Source organism: Clostridium chromiireducens, from assembly GCF_003575225.1.
GTDB classification, from domain to species: Bacteria; Bacillota; Clostridia; order Clostridiales; family Clostridiaceae; genus Clostridium; species Clostridium chromiireducens.
This window is the reverse complement of the sequence record NZ_QXDJ01000001.1, coordinates 309,353-328,581: the sequence shown is the minus strand read 5'-3', so window position 1 is coordinate 328,581 and position 19,229 is coordinate 309,353. Positions and strand designations below refer to the sequence as shown.

The 19,229-nt window shown below is 31.1% G+C and carries 17 protein-coding genes and 1 other annotated feature; all 17 genes read left to right on the top strand.

Annotated features, from left to right (window positions below; genetic code table 11):
* The first annotated feature begins 1 nt into the window (after position 1).
* The 17 genes from clpA to D2A34_RS01280 all read left to right on the top strand — a co-directional run bounded on the left by clpA (position 2) and on the right by D2A34_RS01280 (position 19,062).
* Complete coding sequence (gene clpA, locus D2A34_RS01360) at positions 2–2,281, top strand: ATP-dependent Clp protease ATP-binding subunit ClpA (RefSeq protein WP_119365479.1); 2,280 nt, start codon at positions 2–4, stop codon at positions 2,279–2,281.
* Positions 2,282–2,500: 219 nt separating this feature from the next.
* Positions 2,501–2,656 carry a zinc-ribbon domain-containing protein gene (locus D2A34_RS01355; RefSeq protein ID WP_079440216.1) on the top strand — a complete coding sequence of 52 codons (156 nt, stop codon included), beginning with the start codon at positions 2,501–2,503 and terminating at the stop codon, positions 2,654–2,656.
* A 294-nt stretch (positions 2,657–2,950) separates the two neighbouring features.
* Positions 2,951–3,213, top strand: a binding site (T-box leader).
* A gap of 245 nt (positions 3,214–3,458) precedes the next feature.
* Positions 3,459–3,938, top strand: a complete 480-nt coding sequence (locus D2A34_RS01350) for an Lrp/AsnC family transcriptional regulator (RefSeq protein WP_079441503.1) — start codon at positions 3,459–3,461, stop codon at positions 3,936–3,938.
* Entirely contained in the window at positions 3,935–5,107 is a 1,173-nt protein-coding gene (locus tag D2A34_RS01345) for an aminotransferase class I/II-fold pyridoxal phosphate-dependent enzyme (protein WP_079441504.1), read from the top strand. Before D2A34_RS01350 ends, D2A34_RS01345 begins: the two co-directional genes overlap by 4 nt.
* A gap of 430 nt (positions 5,108–5,537) precedes the next feature.
* Positions 5,538–6,557, top strand: coding sequence for a LacI family DNA-binding transcriptional regulator (locus tag D2A34_RS01340; RefSeq protein ID WP_079441505.1), 1,020 nt, complete (start codon positions 5,538–5,540; stop codon positions 6,555–6,557).
* A 158-nt stretch (positions 6,558–6,715) separates the two neighbouring features.
* Positions 6,716–7,834 carry a BMP family lipoprotein gene (locus tag D2A34_RS01335; protein WP_079441506.1) on the top strand — a complete coding sequence of 373 codons (1,119 nt, stop codon included), beginning with the start codon at positions 6,716–6,718 and terminating at the stop codon, positions 7,832–7,834.
* A 299-nt stretch (positions 7,835–8,133) separates the two neighbouring features.
* Positions 8,134–9,663: an ABC transporter ATP-binding protein gene (locus tag D2A34_RS01330; protein WP_079441507.1), complete on the top strand. Its 1,530-nt coding sequence runs from the start codon at positions 8,134–8,136 to the stop codon at positions 9,661–9,663.
* The gene (locus D2A34_RS01325; RefSeq protein ID WP_079441508.1) at positions 9,656–10,852 is read left to right on the top strand and encodes an ABC transporter permease; all 1,197 of its coding nucleotides are present in this window, start codon (positions 9,656–9,658) and stop codon (positions 10,850–10,852) included. Before D2A34_RS01330 ends, D2A34_RS01325 begins: the two co-directional genes overlap by 8 nt.
* Before the next feature lies 1 nt (position 10,853).
* Positions 10,854–11,807, top strand: a complete 954-nt coding sequence (locus tag D2A34_RS01320) for an ABC transporter permease (protein WP_079441509.1) — start codon at positions 10,854–10,856, stop codon at positions 11,805–11,807.
* Positions 11,808–11,981: 174 nt separating this feature from the next.
* Positions 11,982–12,632 carry a deoxyribose-phosphate aldolase gene (gene deoC / locus D2A34_RS01315; RefSeq protein WP_079441510.1) on the top strand — a complete coding sequence of 217 codons (651 nt, stop codon included), beginning with the start codon at positions 11,982–11,984 and terminating at the stop codon, positions 12,630–12,632.
* A gap of 68 nt (positions 12,633–12,700) precedes the next feature.
* Positions 12,701–14,005 carry a pyrimidine-nucleoside phosphorylase gene (locus D2A34_RS01310; protein WP_119365478.1) on the top strand — a complete coding sequence of 435 codons (1,305 nt, stop codon included), beginning with the start codon at positions 12,701–12,703 and terminating at the stop codon, positions 14,003–14,005.
* A 256-nt stretch (positions 14,006–14,261) separates the two neighbouring features.
* Positions 14,262–14,660, top strand: coding sequence for a cytidine deaminase (locus D2A34_RS01300; RefSeq protein WP_079441512.1), 399 nt, complete (start codon positions 14,262–14,264; stop codon positions 14,658–14,660).
* Positions 14,661–14,687: 27 nt separating this feature from the next.
* Positions 14,688–15,401 carry a purine-nucleoside phosphorylase gene (deoD, locus tag D2A34_RS01295; RefSeq protein ID WP_079441513.1) on the top strand — a complete coding sequence of 238 codons (714 nt, stop codon included), beginning with the start codon at positions 14,688–14,690 and terminating at the stop codon, positions 15,399–15,401.
* A 93-nt stretch (positions 15,402–15,494) separates the two neighbouring features.
* Positions 15,495–15,842, top strand: coding sequence for an arsenate reductase family protein (locus D2A34_RS01290; RefSeq protein ID WP_079441514.1), 348 nt, complete (start codon positions 15,495–15,497; stop codon positions 15,840–15,842).
* 224 nt (positions 15,843–16,066) lie between these two features.
* A complete protein-coding gene (locus D2A34_RS26545) occupies positions 16,067–16,225 on the top strand; it encodes a hypothetical protein (protein ID WP_169896849.1) in 159 nt (52 codons plus the stop codon).
* 443 nt (positions 16,226–16,668) lie between these two features.
* Positions 16,669–17,736 (top strand): HD-GYP domain-containing protein, encoded by a 1,068-nt coding sequence (locus D2A34_RS01285; protein WP_079441515.1) that lies wholly within the window; start codon positions 16,669–16,671, stop codon positions 17,734–17,736.
* A 300-nt stretch (positions 17,737–18,036) separates the two neighbouring features.
* Positions 18,037–19,062, top strand: a complete 1,026-nt coding sequence (locus tag D2A34_RS01280) for an alpha/beta fold hydrolase (RefSeq protein WP_079441516.1) — start codon at positions 18,037–18,039, stop codon at positions 19,060–19,062.
* Positions 19,063–19,229 lie beyond the last annotated feature (167 nt).

Here is a 19,229-nt window from a genome sequence, read left to right as displayed (position 1 = left end):
TATGAAGATTACTAATGAGGTTAATTTGATATTACTTAGAGCATATGAAGAAGCTAAAGAGAAGAATTGTGAGTACATTACTCCAGAGCATCTTCTATACGCAGCAACATTTGATAAAAATGTTGAATATGCTATTAAAGAATGTGGCGGCAGTTTAGAAAGCTTAAGATATAACTTAAGTACTTATGTAAAGACATATATAAATAAAGTTGGGCAAGGAGAACCACAAGAAAGTATTGAATTTCAAAGAGTTATCCTATCAGCGAATGAACAAATTAGATATAGTAGTAAAGATGCTATAGACGTAGATCATATATTATCAGCTATTTTTAATTTAGAAGATAGCTATGCTCGTTATTACCTAGAACAAGAGGGTGTTACAAAGAGAGATTTGCTATTTAGTTTATGCCATAGCATAGGAGGAGATAGTATTCATAACTCTTATGATGAATATATAGAAGATGATAGTCAGAAGAATATAGACGACTCTATAGAACCAATAGATCAAGAGAATTCCGCAAAGAGAAAAGAAGATGCTTTTCTTAATAAGTTTACAGTAGATCTTATTAAAAAAGTTACAGAGGAAAATAATGATCCATTAGTAGGAAGAGAAGATATTTTAGATAGAAGCATTCAAATTCTCTGTAGAAGAATAAAAAATAATCCTATCCATGTAGGAGAATCAGGCGTTGGTAAGACGGCTATTACTTTAGGGCTTGCAAAACTTATAAGTGAAAATAAAGTTCCAGAAAAATTAAAAGGAAGTTCGATGTTTTCTTTAGATATAGGGTCGGTGATTGCAGGAACTAAGTACAGGGGAGATTTTGAAGAAAGAATAAAGAGGATCCTTGATTTAATTGGGAAACAGGATAAACCCATAGTATATATCGATGAAATTCATAATATAGTTGGTGCTGGAGCATTAAATGGAGGAGCTCTAGATGCTTCAAACTTATTAAAACCTTATTTAACAGAGGGGAAGATTAGATTTATTGGAGCTACTACTTTTGATGAATATAAAAAGTTTTTTGAAAAGGATAAGGCGTTAAGCAGAAGGTTTCAAAAGATAGATGTTAAGGAACCATCTATTAGTGAAGCGATAGAGATATTAAGTGGACTAAAGGGGACTTATGAAGAATACCATAATGTAACTTATACAGATGATGCAATAAGTGATGCCGTAACTCTAAGTGATAAGTACATTAATGATAAATATCTGCCAGATAAGGCTGTAGATATTATAGATGAGGCAGGAGCGTTTGTGCGAATGCATAATGAAAATCTAGAAGAAAAGATCACGGTTGATAGTAAAATTATTGAGGAAATAATATCAAAGGTTTGCAGTATTCCAAAGCAGACAGTAGAAAGCAGTGAGATAAGTTCGCTAAAAAATCTTGAAGCTAACTTAAAAGAGAATATTTTTTCGCAAGATAAGGCTATTGAAGAAGTAGTTAGATGCATAAAGATGTCTAGATCAGGATTAAATGAAGAAGATAAGCCAGTAGCGTCTATGCTTTTTGTAGGACCAACTGGAGTAGGGAAAACCGAAATAGCGAGATGCCTTTCTAAAACTCTAGGCATAGAGCTAGTTAGATTTGACATGAGTGAATATGCTGAAAAGCATGCGGCTTCAAAGCTTATAGGATCGCCTCCAGGATATGTAGGATATGAAGAAGGCGGATTACTTACTGATGCTATAAGAAAAACTCCCCATTGTGTTTTATTGCTAGATGAAATAGAAAAAGCACATGAAGATATTCTAAGTGTGTTACTTCAAGTTATGGATTATGCAACGCTTACTGATAATAAAGGTAGAAAAGCTGATTTTAAAAATGCTATTATAATAATGACTTCTAATGCTGGAGCAAGGAATATAGGCAAAAAACTTATAGGGTTTGGGGATAGAGAAGTTAAAGGTGAAGCAATAATGGAGGAAGTAAAGAAATTCTTTACTCCTGAGTTTAGAAATAGACTAGATAAAATAGTAGTATTTAATAGTATGAGTGATTTAATGGCAATTAATATTGCTAAAAAGCAACTTAATAATTTTAAAGCTAAATTAAAATCTAAAAATATTGAGATTGATTTTAGTGAAGAATGTATTACTTATGTTGCTAAAGTAGGAACTTCACAAGAATTTGGTGCTAGAGAAGTTGTTAGAATTGTTAACTCTAAGATAAAGCCACTATTTGTTGATGAAATATTATTTGGAAAATTGAGTAATGGTGGAAATTGTGCTATTAATGTTATTAATGATGAGTTTAAGTTGGAAATTAAATAAATAAAGGAAAATATTAAGTATTAATACATTTTATTAATATTTAATATTTTTTTGCTTCTTATCTCATAAAGCCCATAATAGATTTTAAATCACAATAGTATTGTTTTTTTGAATAAAAAATACAAATCAAGAAATAATAAATGTGAAAAGAAAATTTCGAAACTAGAAGAGGAGGTGAACTATTGTAAAGTTATTATAACTTTACAATGGGACATTAGAATGGAAGACAAGAAATTAATATGTAAAGATTGCGGACAAGAATTTATTTTTACAGTAGGAGAACAAGAATTTTATAAAGAAAAAGGCTTTGAAAATGAGCCTGTAAGGTGTGCTGACTGTAGAAGATCTAGAAAGCAACAAAGCAATAGAAGATAATTAATTCTATTGATGAAGTAAAGAGCCATAAAAAATAATATTTTATGGCTCTTTTTATTATGCACATTTAAAAAATAATAAAGTGATACATTTTAGGCAAAATAATTAAAGAATAGATATATTATAGAGTAATTATTAAAAAAATATTTAATTTCTATTGAATTTTTTATACTTTTGCTAGTATAATATAAAGAAAGATTTATGTAAGAGATAAATGAAAAAAATTATTCATTTAATTTTACATTTAAAAATTTTATTAGAATGTACATGAAATAAATTTTTAGAAGTATATTTTTAAAGATAGTGATAAGGAATAGTATATATTAGTTAACTTTTAAGAGAGCTAGAAGTTGGTGGAATCTAGTAAGTGAGCTTTATAGAAGCAGCCTTTGAATTTTATAGCTGAAAAATAAAGATTATAATTAACATAATTTTTAATTAGGCTATGACGCGTTCCTCGCGTTATAGAGGAAGAGCATGTATGTGCTCTAGCTGAGTGAACAATACTTGTATTGTTTATTAGGGTGGTACCGCGAAGTAGTTCCTTCGTCCCTTGTTGGGATGAGGGATTTTTTATTTTACAGAAATTTATTAAAATTTTAAAAACTTTAGGGTTTATTAAATTAAATGTTAGCAAATCAATAATGAATGATGAAAAATGAATAATGAATGATGAGAGAGGAAATTCCAAAGGAATTTCTATAAATATATAAAATTTAAGAAATCACGAAGTGATGTCAACTTTAATCATTAATTATTTATCATTCATCTTTCATTTGCAAAAATAAGGAGGTTATTTTTAATGGAAGAGATACTTGAAATTTTAGAAAAAAACAGTAGATATAGCGATGAGCAAATTGCTATTATGACTGGCAAAACGGTTGAGGAAGTTAGAGATGCAATAAGAGATTATGAGGAAAAAAGCATAATAGCTGGTTATACAGCACTTATAAATTGGGAGAACACTGGAAGTGAAACTGTTACAGCATTAATTGAAGTTAAGATAACTCCACAAAGAGGAGTTGGATTTGATAAAGTTGCAGAAAGAATATATCAATTCTCAGAAGTAAAAGCATGTTACTTAATGTCTGGTGGATTTGATTTAACTGTTATTGTTGAAGGAAAAACAATGAAGGAAGTTGCGCTTTTCGTATCAGAAAAACTAGCAGTTCAACAATATGTATTGAGTACAGGAACACATTTTGTATTAAAGAAGTATAAAGACCACGGAAAAATATTCAAGGAAAAGAAATTAGAAGATAGGGAGACAATATTCATATGATATTAGAAGATATGATTTTAGATAATGTTAAAAATATGCCTCCATCAGGTATAAGAAAATATTTTGATATAGTGAATGAAATGGAAGGCGTAATTTCACTTGGTGTTGGAGAACCAGATTTTGTAACTCCATGGAATGTAAGAGAAGCTGGAATTTATTCATTGGAACAGGGGCACACTCATTATTCATCTAATGCTGGATTTATTGAATTGCGTACTGAAATATCCAAGTATCTTTATAGAAGATTTAATCTTAGTTATGATCCAGCCAATGAAATAATAGTTACCGTTGGAGGAAGTGAGGGGATTGATGTTGCGCTTAGAGCATTAGTTGGACCTGGGGATGAAGTAATAGTGCCAGAACCGAGCTTTGTTGCATATAAAGGGTGTACAGCATTTACAGGTGCAACTGCGAAGGTGTTAAATCTTCAAGCGAAAGATGAGTTTAAGCTTACACCTGAAGCGTTAGAAAATGCGATTACGCCTAGAACTAAGGTTGTTATAATACCTTTTCCAAATAATCCGACGGGTGCAATAATGACTAAAGAAGAGCTTGCGGGTATTGTTGAAGTTCTTAAGGATAAAAATATTATTGCAATTTCAGATGAAATATATTCAGAACTTTGTTATGGAGAGAAACATGTTTCAATAGCATCATTCCCAGAGATGAGAGATAAGACTTTGGTAATAAACGGATTCTCTAAATCTTATGCTATGACTGGCTGGAGATTAGGATATATTTGCGGTCATCCAGTGCTAATAGATGCTATGAAAAAGATACATCAATATGCACTTATGTGTTCACCTACAACAGCTCAATATGCTGCAATAGAGGCTTTAAAAAGTGGTGATAAAAATGTGGAAGAGATGTGTAGAGAATATAATAGGAGAAGAAGAGTATTAATAAATGGATTCAGAAAAATGGGATTGGAATGCTTCGAGGCTCTTGGTGCATTTTACTTATTTCCAAGCATTAAATCTACAGGCATTACATCAGATGAGTTTTGTGAACAGTTACTCTTAAGCGAGAAAGTATTGGTTGTTCCAGGCAATGCTTTTGGAGAATGTGGAGAAGGATTTATAAGGGTATGTTATGCTTCATCTATGGATGATATTCTTGAAGCATTAAAGAGAATAGAGAGATTTGTTAATAAAATAAGAGAAAAATAAGAAAGGTGGAATAATCTATACATATATTGTTTGGGTTATTCCATTTTTATTTTCAAAGTAATGAAAGAAAAATATATTTGTAGATTATTTTTGAAAAATTAGACGTCATATATAATAAAAAAAGTATATAAGATTCCCCTCAAATGTAGATATATGCTACATAATAATTAAAAATAAAATTAATTTTTATAATAAAAATAGGGAATACTAAGATTATTGACATAGAGTTCCTAATATATTATGATAAATGTGGAAGCGATACCATAAAGCTAAACTTTTTATGTGTAGTTTTATACTCCACATAAATTTAGTTCAAATAATGCCCTAAAGGGGTATATCGTCCAAGAGCGTGCAGCCATTATCTGTCAGATGAAGAGAGTTAAGGATGCTAGATATCGGAAAAATTAAGTTTGCAATGAGGTGGATTTTCATGCCAGTAACTATAAGCGATATTGCAAAAAGAGCAAAAGTATCTCCGGCAACTGTTTCAAGAGTTCTTAATAATTCAGGATACGTGAAGGAAGATACTAAACTTAGAATATTATCGGCAATAAAAGAGATGAATTATACTCCAAGTGCGATTGCTAGAAGTTTATCAAAAAGTGAAACTAATACAATTGGAGTTGTAGTTCCGGACATAACTAATTCCTATTTTGGAGAAATTATTAAAGGAATAAGTGAAATTGCTGAAAAGAATAATTTAAATATTATTTTATTTAATACAGACAATTATTTAGAAAAAGAAATTCGTGCTTTAAATTTATTAAAGGAACAAAGAATTAAAGGGATTATAATGACGCCAGGTTTTGGTGCAGAGCAATTTAATGATACATATATAAAAACAATAAATAATTTAAATATTCCTATAATTCTAGTTTCTGCGGATGTAAAATTTAAAAAATTAAATGGGGTATTTGTAGATAACGTAAAAGGTGGTTTTGATGCAACAAACCTGTTAGTTAAAGAGGGACATACTAAAATAGGAATAATGACAGGATTACTAAGCTCAGAACCAGTTATGGATATGCTGGAAGGGTATAAAAAGGCATTAAAAGAAAGTAATATACAATTTGTAAATAAATATGTTTTCTATGGTGATTTCAAATTAGATAAGGCATATGAAGTAACTAAAAAATTTCTAAAAGAAAAAGATCCTCCAACAGCAGTGGTTGTTTGCAGCAATATGATGACAATGGGAGTAATAAAAGCAATAAAAGAGCAAAATAAAGATATTCCTGAAGATTTAGCCATTGTTGGAGTTAATAAAATTGATTTTTTAGATGTAGTTGGCCTAAATATTACATATATGGAAGACTCCCCAATTGAACTTGGGAAAGCTGCTATGGATATGCTCAGAGATGTTATTAATAATACTGATGATACAGAGGTTAGAAGATTAGTAATTGCACCTCAAATAGTAGCCAAGGGTTCAGAGAAAAAATATAGATAAGATGCACAAATGGGTATAACATAAGTAATATTTAGCATAATAAATTTGACATATTATAAATATAAATAAGTAATATTAATAATAACTACTTTATTAGATTTAAGTCATGAAAACTTCATGAGTTTAAATATTAAATATTATATTTAGGAGGAAGGTTAATGAAAAAGAGATTATTATCATTATTAGCAGTTTCAGCAATAACAGTGACATTATTTGCTGGATGCGGAAGTTCATCATCAGGTAATGGTGCAGGCGGAGGAGATAAAGCCGCAAAAGAAGAGAAAATTAAAGTTGGTATGGTAACTGATTCAGGAACAATTGACGATAAGTCATTTAACCAAGGTACTTGGGAAGGCTTAAAGAAGACTGAAACTGACTTTAGTACAGAAACTAAATATTTAAAACCAACTGGAGAAACAGAAGCAGATTACTTAAAGAATATCGGAGATCTTTACGATTCAGGATTTAAGTTTATAGCAACTCCAGGTTTCAAATTTGAAACAGCTATTTTTAAAGCTCAAGATAAATATAAAGATGCACATTTTGTTCTTATAGATGGTACTCCAAATGATGGAGCTCAACCAGCAAATTATAAAGTAGGAGATAATTCAGTTTCTATCTTATTTGCAGAACATCAATCAGGATTTATTGCAGGTGTTGCTACATCAGTTCAACTTAAAGAAGGTGAACTAGGATTTATTGGTGGTATGGAAATACCAGCGGTTCAAAAGTTCAACTGGGGATTCCAACAAGGTGTTGCTTATGCTAATAAAAATTTAGGAACAAAAATGTCATTAAAAGCAGAAAATGTAGTATACCAAGGAACATTTAATGATGCGGCAGCAGGACAACAACTTGCAGCTCAAATGTACGATAGAGGTGTTAAAGCTGTATTCTGTGCAGCAGGTGGTGTTGGTACAGGTGCTATAACTGAAGCAAAAGCAAGAGCAGCAGCTGGAAAAGCAGTTTGGGTTGTTGGTGTTGACGTAGACCAATATCAAGAAGGTGTAGGTTCAGACGGTAAATCAATAATTCTTACTTCAGCAGTTAAGAAAGTGGATTCAGCAAGCTATAACATGGTTAAAGCATTAAAAGAAGGAAACTTCCCAGGTGGTCAAACTTTAACATTTGATATCACAAAGGATGCTGTTGGTATTCCAGAGAAAAATCCTAATTTAAATGATGAAACAATGAAAGCTGTTCAAGATGTGACAGCAAAACTTAAAGATGGATCAGTAAAAGTTAATGATAAGAATGATGGATCATTAATAAAATAATTCAAATTAAATTCCTAAAACAATGTAGTTAGGATTCTATAAAATAGCAATGGGGATGCATTTCTACAGGTTTTATAATCTTAAGCGATTTAAATCTGATAGAAAAGTCATCCTCTATTGTTCACTATAAACATATTTTATCCGATAGCTAGCATCCATAATACTCCATCTTCTTTAAAAGAGAGATAACGGCTGCACGCTCCTGGATAAGTTCAACTAAGATTCAGATGGGGAATAAAATCCCACCCGAAGCAAGTTTCACTTGATAAATTGTAATTTAAATAAGGAGGAGTCTGATTATGGAATATGTAGTTGAGATGCTAAATATTCGTAAAGAGTTCCCAGGTATAGTGGCAAATGATAACATTACTCTTAGACTAAAAAAAGGTGAAATTCATGCACTACTTGGTGAAAATGGTGCAGGTAAATCGACATTAATGTCAGTACTTTTTGGAATGTATCAGCCAGAAGTGGGAAGCATAAAGATAAGAGGTAAAGAAGTAAAAATATCCAATCCTAATGTTGCAAATGATTTAGGAATAGGAATGGTTCATCAACATTTTAAATTAGTAGAAAATTTTACTGTAACTGAAAATATAATCTTAGGATACGAGCCTAAAAAGGGTCTAGTAGTAGATATAAAAAGTGCAGCTAAAAAGATAGAAGAATTATCAAAAAAATATGAATTAAGAGTTGACCCTTATGCAAAAATAGAAGATATATCAGTGGGAATGCAGCAAAGAGTCGAAATTCTAAAAATGCTTTACAGAGATGCTGAAGTGTTAATTTTTGATGAACCTACAGCAGTGCTTACTCCACAAGAAATTGAAGAACTTATGAAAATTATGAAAAATCTCATTAATGAAGGAAAATCAATCATACTAATAACTCATAAACTTAAAGAGATAAAAGCAGTTGCAGATTACTGTACAGTTATTAGGCGTGGAAAATATATAGGAAGTGTAGAGGTTAAAGCTACTTCTGAACAAAAAATGGCTGAAATGATGGTTGGAAGACCTGTCAGCTTTAAGGTTGACAAAAAAGAAAAAGAACCTGGCGATACAGTTTTAAAAATAGAAGATCTTTCGGTTTTGAATAATAAGAAAGTTCTTGGAGTAAAGAATTTTTCATTAGAAGTAAAAGCAGGAGAGATTCTTGGTATAGCAGGCGTTGAAGGTAATGGGCAAACTGAATTAGTTGAAGCTATTACTGGTATGAGAGCTGTAAAATCAGGAAAAATATATTTTAAAAACGAAGATATAAGTAATATATCAATACGTAGGCGTATAAACAAAGGAATAGCTCATATTCCAGAAGATCGTCATAAAAGAGGGTTAGTTTTAGATTATACTATCGAAAATAATATGGTTTTAGAAATTTATGATAGAGAACCATTTTCAAAGCATGGCTTATTAAAAAAGAATGCTATACACAATTATGCAGAAAAAATAATAAAAGAATTTGATGTAAGATCAGGCCAAGGGGGAGCATCTCTTGCAAGAACGATGTCAGGAGGAAACCAACAAAAGGCGATAATAGGACGCGAAGTTGAATTAAATCCGGAATTATTAATAGCAGTTCAACCTACTAGAGGTCTTGATGTAGGATCAATAGAATACATTCATAAAAGACTTGTAGAACAAAGAGATGCAGGAAAGGCAGTACTTCTTATATCTTTAGAATTAAGTGAAGTAATGAATTTATCAGATAGGATTGCAATTATTAATAGTGGAGAATTAATAGGAATAGTAAATGCTTCTGAAACAAATGAAAATGAAATCGGCTTAATGATGGCTGGAATTCAAAAAGGAGGAAAGTCGCATGAATAAAAAAGAAGCTTTAAATTCAATACTTGCAGTTGTTCTAGGATTGATTGCAGGAGCAGTTTTAATGTTCGCTATTGGAGATAATGCTATAGACGGATATTCATATTTATTTCAAGGCGGATTGAAAAATATATCTAGAATTGGAGATACTTTAGCAACTGCGACTCCTTTGATACTTACAGGGCTTTCAGTAGGATTTGCATTTAAAACAGGACTATTTAATATTGGAACACCTGGGCAAATGCTTTTTGGTGGATTTTGTGCAACAACTATAGCATTAACATATAATGCAAGTATGCCGAGGCCAGTATTATTATTAGTTATGATAATCGTTGGAGCTTTAGCTGGTGCTTTATGGGCATTTGTGCCGGGATTATTAAAAGCTAAATTTAATGTAAATGAAGTTGTATCTGCCATTATGATGAATTGGATTTGTTATTGGATAGTGTATTATGCTATACCAACTTATTTTAAGGGTTCAACTGAAACAGAATCTAAGAATATTCCAGAAATAGCATCATTAAGAACTACTTGGTTTTCAGATTTATTTTCAGGTTCTTATATTAACTTAGGAATACTTATCGCAATTATAGCTGTTATTATTATTGGATTCATTTTGAATAAAACAGTTTTAGGATATGAATTGAAGGCGGTTGGATTTAATAGGGATGCTGCTGAATATGCAGGAATGTCAGTAAATAAAAATATTATTATTGCAATGATGATATCTGGAGGACTTTCAGGACTTGCAGGAGTGGCTCAATATGTTGGAAATGCATCTAATATTCAAATAGGAATAATGCCATCACAAGGGTTTGATGGAATAGCTGTATCATTACTAGGAGCTAATAATCCAATAGGTATTCTTGTATCAGCCATTTTCTTTGGACTTTTATATTCAGGAAAAGGATTTATGAATGCTAACACAAGCATACCTCCAGAAATAGCAGATACAATAATTGCCATTATAATATACTTCGCAGCTATAAGTGCAGCGGTGCCAATAGTAGTTAATAAAATTAAACATAGAAGAGCCATGGCAGCTGCAAATAAAGCTGGTAATACTGGCGGGACTGGTATATTACCAAATGAAAATGCAAGTAATGAGTCAACATTAAGTAGTGATGAAGAAGTGGATGATTCAGAAAAACTTGGTGATACAGAAGAAGTAAATAATAAGGGGGAGAAGTAATATGTGGGACATAGTACAGCAAATTTTTCCATATGCTATAGCATATACAATTCCTTTACTTATGACTGCGCTTGGAGCATTATATTGCGAAAGAAGTGGAGTAATTAATATAGGACTTGATGGGTTTATGATTATAGGCTCATTTTCTGGAGCTTTAACAATAACAAAGTTACAAGATGTTTTTCCAGGCAGCAATCTCCCTCTTTGGATAGGATTGATTGTAGCTCTAATAGTTGGAATGTTATTTTCACTTTTACATGCATTTGCCAGTATAAACTTAAATGCTAACCAAGTAATTAGTGGTACAGCTATAAATATGATAGCAGGAGCATTAACTATATTTTTGGCAAGAACTATTTCAGGAAGTGGACGTATAAGGATTAGAACTGGATTTTTTCAAAGTGATATTCCTGGGCTTTCTCAAATACCTGTACTCGGTAAGTTGCTTTTTGCAAAATCATATGCTACTACTTGGCTTGCATTAGCAATATTACTACTAAGTATATTTTTAATATATAAAACAAGATTTGGATTAAGATTAAGGTCTTGTGGAGAGTATCCTCAAGCAGCTGATGCTGCAGGAATAAATGTATATCGCATGCGTTATATAGGGGTATTACTTTCAGGAGGTTTATCTTCACTATCAGGAGCAATAATACTCGTGACATATTCGGGTGAATTTAATGGAAGTGTTGCAGGTCTAGGATTTTTGGCACTTGCAGCTTTAATTTTTGGGCAATGGAAACCACTTGGTATCCTTGCAGCAACAGCCTTTTTTGGATTTGCAACAACAATTGCTAACGTATCACAAGTTATTCCTGCTCTAGGTTCTATACCATCAGTAGTACTTAAGATTTTTCCTTACGTAGCTACTTTGATTGCCCTTGTGATATTCTCTAAATCGTCACAAGCGCCTAAATCAGCGGGTGAACCTTTTGATTCAGGAAAAAGATAATATTTACTTTTAATAATTATAATGCACAATTTAGTAATAAGCCTTTAGTATAAGATTATGTTAAAGAGCTAAACATTAAAGTAAGAGTTTTGTTCTAGGTTGTGCATTTAAAGATATATAAAAGTATACTAAAATAAATACTTTATATTATATATGAAAGAGGAGAGATACAAAATGGATATAGCTAAATATATAGATCATACAATACTTAAGCCAGAGGCTACTGTGGAAGAGGTAAAGAAACTTTGCAAAGAAGCAAAAGAATATGGTTTTGCATCTGTCTGCGTAAATGCATGTTATGCAAAATTAGTTAGCAATGAACTTTCAGGAACCGATGTGAAGACTTGTGTAGTAGTTGGTTTTCCATTAGGTGCAATGACTAAAGAATCCAAAGCATTTGAAACAGCTCAAGCTATTGAAAATGGTGCAACTGAAATAGATATGGTTATTAATGTAGGCGCATTGAAGGACAAAAATTATTCACTTCTTAAAGAGGATATAGAAGCAGTAGTAAATGCGGCTAAAGAAAAGGCGCTAGTTAAAGTAATTATAGAAACTTGTTTATTAACAAACGAAGAAAAAATTAAAGCGTGTGAAATATCAAAAGAAGCTAAAGCAGATTTTGTTAAGACATCAACAGGATTCGGAGCAGGTGGAGCTACAAAAGAAGATATAGCTCTAATGAGAAAGACTGTTGGACCAGAATTAGGCGTTAAAGCATCTGGGGGAGTTAGAGATTTTAAAACCGCTATGGAAATGATAAATGCTGGTGCAAGTAGGATAGGAGCTAGTGCTAGTATAGCAATAGTTAGTGAAAGTAAATAATTTTTAAGTTTAGAATCTAAATGAAAAAAATTAATTATTAGAAGTTAAGTGGTGAAAAGGGTGATTTTATGAAGATGACTGATATTATAAGTAAAAAAAGAGAAGGTATGGAACTTACTACGGAAGAAATTAATTTTTTTGTTGAAAATTATACAAAAGGTAGTATTCCAGACTATCAAGTTTCAGCATTACTTATGGCAATTTGTTTTCAAAAAATGAATATGAGAGAAACTTCGGATCTTACCATGGCAATGGTTAATTCAGGAGATATTCTTGATTTATCAAATATAGAAGGAATAAAAGTAGATAAACATAGTACGGGTGGAGTTGGCGATACTACGACACTTGTATTAACTCCAATGGTTGCTGCCCTTGGGATTCCAGTTGCTAAGATGTCTGGAAGAGGTCTTGGTCATACAGGAGGTACAATAGATAAATTAGAATCATTTGAAGGATTTTCAGTTGAAATAAGCGAAGAACAATTTATGAGTAATGTTAATAATAATAAAATTGCTATTATGGGTCAAACAGCAGATTTGGCGCCGGCAGATAAAAAATTATATGCTTTAAGAGATGTTACCGCTACAGTTGAAAATATATCCCTTATATCATCAAGCATAATGAGTAAAAAAATAGCAGCTGGGGCTAACGCTATTGTTTTAGATGTTAAAATTGGCGATGGAGCTTTTATGAAATCTTTTGAAAGTGCTAAAGAACTTGCAGAAGCTATGGTTAGTATCGGTAAAAATGTTAACAGAAATACTGTGGCTGTAATATCTGACATGGATCAACCATTAGGATTAGCAGTTGGAAATGCATTAGAAATAAAAGAAGCCATTGATACTTTGAATGGAGCTGGACCAAAAGATTTATTGGAACTATGCTTAACTCTTGGAAGCAATATGGTGGTTTTAGCGAGGAAAGCTGAAACAGTCGAAGATGCTAGACAAATGCTTCTTAAAGTTATAGAAGATAAATCTGCGCTAAATAAACTAAAGGAATTTGTTGCATCTCAAGGAGGAAATCCAGAACAAGTTGAGAATACAGAACTTTTACCAAAGGCAAAATATGTTGTAGAAGTTAAAAGCGAAGAAGAAGGATATGTATCTAAAATAGATTCTGAGCATATAGGCCTAATAGCAATGGAACTTGGAGCAGGCAGAGCAACGAAGGAAGATACTATAGATTTAGCTGTTGGTATAGTTTTGAATAAAAAAAGAGGCGATAAAGTATCAAAAGGTGAAACTTTAGCTTATATACACGCAAATGATGAAAGTAAAATAAAGAGAGCGGAAAAGAGCATAATTGAAAGTTATCATATAGCAAAAGAGAAGTCTGAAGATATACCATTAATTTATGGCGTTATAAAATAACTCCAAATTAGTTAAGAAGAAAAATTTGAGGATTCAACAGGAAAAGTCATTGGAAACAAACCAGCGTTAGGTACGGCTATATTAGATGAACTTTGGGAAGAGCAAATGAAAAATTGCAGTATTATTTTAGGAACCAGAAATTCTTTTGTAGACATGGGGCAGACAGTAGCTGAAATCTCAAATATAGAAAAGATAAAAATCGGATCATTGGACCTATAAAATTATATATATTTTTAGAATAAGAGGGGGGATATTTATGGATTACAAAAATCTTATTAAAATAGCATTAGATTATAGGGAGAGGGCTTATTCGCCTTATTCAGAGTTCAAGGTTGGGGCAGCTATTCTTTTTGATAGTGGAGAAATATATGGAGGATGCAATATAGAAAATGCATCTTTTGGAGCAACAAACTGTGCAGAAAGAACTGGGATATTTAGAGGAATATCTGAGGGGGAAAAAAGAATAAAAGCTGTAGCAGTAGTAGGTAGTTTAGAGGAATACACATTTCCATGTGGAATATGTCGCCAAGTAATTGTTGAATTTGGCGATGAAGACGTTAAAATAATAATAGCTAAAAATGAAGATGATTATATAGTAAAGGACATGAATGATATTTTGCCTGGAGCTTTTAAGAAAGAAGCGTTAGGAAAATAAAGAGAACAACGAATCGGAGGTAACAAAATGAGTGTTCATATTAATGCACCAGATGGTGCTATAGCAGAAAGTGTATTATTACCAGGAGATCCATTAAGAGCAAAATTTATTGCAGAAACATTTTTAGAAAATGCGGTATGCTACAATGAAGTTAGAGGAATGTATGGATTTACAGGAACATATAAAGGAAAGAAGATTTCAGTTCAAGGAACAGGAATGGGAATACCATCAATATCAATCTATGTTAATGAGTTGATTCAAAGTTATGGAGCTAAAAACTTAATCAGAGTAGGAACTTGTGGGGGATATAGTGAAAAAGTTAAGGTTAGAGATCTTATTATAGCTATGTCAGCTTCAACTGATTCAAATCTTAATCTAGTGAGGTTCCAAGGAAGAACATATGCACCAACAGCAAGCTTTGAATTATTAAAGCCAGCATATGATATCGCAGTAGAAAAAGGATTTGATCCTAAAGTAGGAAGTATATATAGTTCTGACGTATTTTACGGTGATGATAGTGAAGATTGGAAGAAATGGGCTAAGTTTGGCTGTTTAGGAGTAGAAATGGAAGCAGCAGCGTTATATACAATTGCAGCAAAATTTGGTGTTAATGCGTTGGCATTACTAACAGTAAGTGATCACTTTGTAACAGGAGAAGTTACAAGTGCAGAGGAAAGACAAAAAACATTTACTAATATGATGGAAGTTGCTTTAGATACGATTGTAAAATTAGATAAATAAATTTTGATTAATAAAAGAGTTGAGGAGTATACTTCAACTCTTTTAAAAGTATTTTGATTATTTTTTTATAGTATCTAAGGAGGGGGAGATCTTATGAATATACAGATATTTGGAACAAAGAAATGCTTTGATACTAAAAAAGCAGAACGCTTCTTTAAGGAGAGAAATATAAAATTTCAGTTTATTGACTTAAATGAAAAGTCTATGAGTAAAGGCGAATTAAATAGTGTATTAAATTCAGTTAAACTTAATGAATTAATAAATACAAAGAGCAAAGAATATACAAAATTAAATTTTAGCAATATACGAAGTGCGGATATAAAAATTGAATTGTTATTAAAAAATCAAAAAGTTATGAATACTCCTGTGGTTAGAAATGGGAAGGAAGCAACAGTTGGAGAGAAAACTGATATCTGGAATGAATGGATAAACAAGAGTTGATGTATCTTCGATAAAAGGTAAAATTATTCCCATAGTTTCAGTAAAAGTCAGGTATATAATATAATAGTTTTTAGAATACTAAATTTGAGATAATTTCAAATATATATATAAATATCTAAGTAGAAATGAGTCTAAGGTTTGTATTAATTATATGTGAGTACCTTAGATATGAAACTACTCTTTTATTTATTATTCTATATGTTATAGAAAGGGTGAAAATAGTTATGGCGAAAGCAGGAATGAGAAGACCAGATCCGAGTGAACCACATGGAACAGAAAGTAATCATATAACACATTATAAAAAAAATGATGTAAGAAATGTTCCGCAAGAAATACAAGGCAAAGCCAAAACAGGAAATAAAAAAGCGTCACCAATAGAATAAGATTGCAGTTATGTGTGATTAACTGTAAAAAGGGCAAGGGTTTTATTAATCCTTGCCCTTTTTATAATATAAATTATAGATGTTTCACTAGAATAACTAATATTTTAAGAATTTGAATAAAGGTACAGAATATTTAATGTAGCATGTGGGTAGAAGTGTGTAATATGGATATAATAAGAAAAATAATAACACATATATTTCCTGAGAAATTTAATAACTACATTATAAAAAAACATAAAACTTCTTTTGACAAAAGTTAAAAAATATAGAATAATATAAATAAATAAGTACATTTTAATAAATAATTGGCTTAAAAAACTTTATAAATAAATTTTTCACTTTTAGATATTAGTATTTAGTTTAATTAAATTTATTTTTGTATAAGTTGTTATCTATAAAATTTCAAATTGTTTAAAATTATAGGTATGATTGGTGTGAGTATTGTGGAAAAGAAGACAAAGATAGTGAACTTTAATGAGTTAGTAGAAGGTATGGTAGTAGCTAAAAATGTAGAAGAAAATGGGAGTGTGCTCCTTAAAAAAGATTTGTGTATAAATAGCCAAATGATAAAGAAGCTGAGAAGTTTATTATTTATAGGCAAAGTGGAAATATATGAAGAGAGCGTTGAAAAAAAGCCAAGTAATATAGAAAATAAAAAAGAAGAACAGCACAGGAAGATAGAAGAAGAGTTTAAAGAAATATCATTAAAATTGCAAAAAACATTTAGACAATTGGCAAATGAAAATGGAATAGCAATGAATGAAATTAGAGAGTTTTCAAAAAAGATTCAGAATGAGTTAAATCCAAGTAGCGTAGTTATAAAGAACATTGTGCTTTATGGAAGTGGAGCAGATTCGATATATAGGCATGGAGTAAATGTTGCGGCATTGAGTGCGATCATAGGGAAATGGTTGGGTTTTGAAAGTTCAAAATTAAACTTACTCGTATACGCAGCAATACTTCACGACTTTGGAAAGACAAAGATAGATAGAGATTTACTTAAGAAGGAAGAAGCTTTAACAAGAAATGAATTTAACAATATAAAAACTCATGCTCAGGTAGGCTATCAATTTATAAAAGACATATCGTTTCTGGATAAGTCAGTTAGTTATGGAGTATTAATGCACCATGAAAGGTTAGATGGGTCAGGATATCCGCTAGGGTTGAAAGATGAGGCAATACATCCTTTTGCTAAAATAATTGCTATTGCAGATGTATTTGATGCAATTAATTCAGATAGAGGATATAAAAGAAAGAAACTCCCATTTGAAGCGTTGCAAATAGTTAAAAATGAAAGCCTAGGGAAATTAGATTATGAATATTCAAAAATGTTTTTAGAGCATATTTCAGGGTACTATATTGGTGAAGAGGTATTACTAAATACTAATCAGAAATGTAAAGTAATACAAATGAACCTAAATAATCTAGAAAAACCCCTTGTTTTAAAAGATGGAGAGTTTATAGATTTATCAAGAGAAACAGATTTGTATGTGAAAGAAATGTTGTTATAACTTTTGTGTTATTATATAGGAGAAGACTTAGTATTAAGTACAGGTGAGAAAGCTAAAATAATTTATTATCAAAACAAAGGCTTTCAATATTAAATAATAGAAATTAGCTGTCTTAGAAAAAATTTATTTCTGATAAATTTAGATTAAGAGAGCTGTTTTTTTGTGTGTTAATAATTGTAAATTGAGTTATTTTTAACCTAAAGTTATAATAGATTTAAAGAAACTATTGTATATTAAATCTAAGTAATTGAATAAATTATAAATCATAGAAATAATTGTTGCAAATAAGGAGGATTGTTTATGAGTAATAATGCCGCTCTAAAAATTACTTCAGATCTAGATTATATAATTACAGGTAAGGGAAAATATGTTTCACAAAAGAACTATAAAGAAGAGATGTTGGATAAAGTAGAACCATATATAAAGAAAAATTTAAAAAGTGGGTATATTATTGGAGAAAATAATTTAAAATTATATTACGAAAAATTTATGGTAAAAAACCCAAAGGCTAATATTGTTATATGTCATGGTTTTGGAGAATTTACGGAAAAATATTATGAATTAATTTACTATCTAATGAAAGAAAATTATTCTGTTTTTATTATGGAGCATAGAGGGCATGGTCGTTCTCCAAGACTAGGTATAGATAGTAGCCAAATAAGCGTTGAAAAGTTTGATTATTATACTGAGGATTTCAAAAGATTTATAGATGAAATTGTTATTCCTAATAGTAGTAATAAAAACTTATTTTTGTTTGCTCACTCTATGGGAGGTGGGATTGGTACGCTTTTCCTAGAACAATATACGAATTATTTTACCGCTGCTGTATTAAGCTCACCAATGCATGAAATAAATACAGGAAAGGCACCAAAAATCTTTGCAAATATTGTTTCTAGAAGTCTAAGAATTTTGGGAAGAGGGATAAATTATTTACCTGGCCAAGTTCCGTATGCTAAGAAAAAGGCATCGCCTACTAGATCTACTAGTTGCAAAGAGAGATATGAGTACTTACATGAAAAAATTAAAAAACATGATGAATATCAGTGCGGGGGATCGTCAGCACTATGGTACATCGAAGGTGTGAAAGCAACTAGAAAACTTATAAAAAAAGAAAATGCCTCAAAGGTTAAAATACCTGTATTGCTACTCCAAGCAGAATATGATACACATGTTATTCCAGAGGCACAAAAAAAGTTTGCACAATATGCTACGAACTGCGAGTTGGTCAAAGTAGATGGATCAAAGCATGAATCATATTATGAGCGAGATGAGATAGCATTTAGTGTCTTTGATAAGATCATTTCTTTTTACACTAAGAATGTTTAAAATAAATTTACAAATAAAAAGAACAAAGTTTGAACTGCTTCCCGTCAAGTAGACAATTAAAAAAATAAAAAAATTTTCTGCCAGTGGGTCTAACCTGCTGGCAGTTTTTATGCTGCATGTAAATATATTTCATGCTTTTCCATCGGTGTTAATACACCAAGATTTCT

Coding starts and splice junctions, on each gene's coding strand:
- clpA (WP_119365479.1), top strand. CDS start 2: ATGAAGATTACTAATGAGGTTAATTTGATATTACTTAGAGCATATGAA.
- D2A34_RS01355 (WP_079440216.1), top strand. CDS start 2,501: ATGGAAGACAAGAAATTAATATGTAAAGATTGCGGACAAGAATTTATT.
- D2A34_RS01350 (WP_079441503.1), top strand. CDS start 3,459: ATGGAAGAGATACTTGAAATTTTAGAAAAAAACAGTAGATATAGCGAT.
- D2A34_RS01345 (WP_079441504.1), top strand. CDS start 3,935: ATGATATTAGAAGATATGATTTTAGATAATGTTAAAAATATGCCTCCA.
- D2A34_RS01340 (WP_079441505.1), top strand. CDS start 5,538: ATGCCAGTAACTATAAGCGATATTGCAAAAAGAGCAAAAGTATCTCCG.
- D2A34_RS01335 (WP_079441506.1), top strand. CDS start 6,716: ATGAAAAAGAGATTATTATCATTATTAGCAGTTTCAGCAATAACAGTG.
- D2A34_RS01330 (WP_079441507.1), top strand. CDS start 8,134: ATGGAATATGTAGTTGAGATGCTAAATATTCGTAAAGAGTTCCCAGGT.
- D2A34_RS01325 (WP_079441508.1), top strand. CDS start 9,656: ATGAATAAAAAAGAAGCTTTAAATTCAATACTTGCAGTTGTTCTAGGA.
- D2A34_RS01320 (WP_079441509.1), top strand. CDS start 10,854: ATGTGGGACATAGTACAGCAAATTTTTCCATATGCTATAGCATATACA.
- deoC (WP_079441510.1), top strand. CDS start 11,982: ATGGATATAGCTAAATATATAGATCATACAATACTTAAGCCAGAGGCT.
- D2A34_RS01310 (WP_119365478.1), top strand. CDS start 12,701: ATGAAGATGACTGATATTATAAGTAAAAAAAGAGAAGGTATGGAACTT.
- D2A34_RS01300 (WP_079441512.1), top strand. CDS start 14,262: ATGGATTACAAAAATCTTATTAAAATAGCATTAGATTATAGGGAGAGG.
- deoD (WP_079441513.1), top strand. CDS start 14,688: ATGAGTGTTCATATTAATGCACCAGATGGTGCTATAGCAGAAAGTGTA.
- D2A34_RS01290 (WP_079441514.1), top strand. CDS start 15,495: ATGAATATACAGATATTTGGAACAAAGAAATGCTTTGATACTAAAAAA.
- D2A34_RS26545 (WP_169896849.1), top strand. CDS start 16,067: ATGGCGAAAGCAGGAATGAGAAGACCAGATCCGAGTGAACCACATGGA.
- D2A34_RS01280 (WP_079441516.1), top strand. CDS start 18,037: ATGAGTAATAATGCCGCTCTAAAAATTACTTCAGATCTAGATTATATA.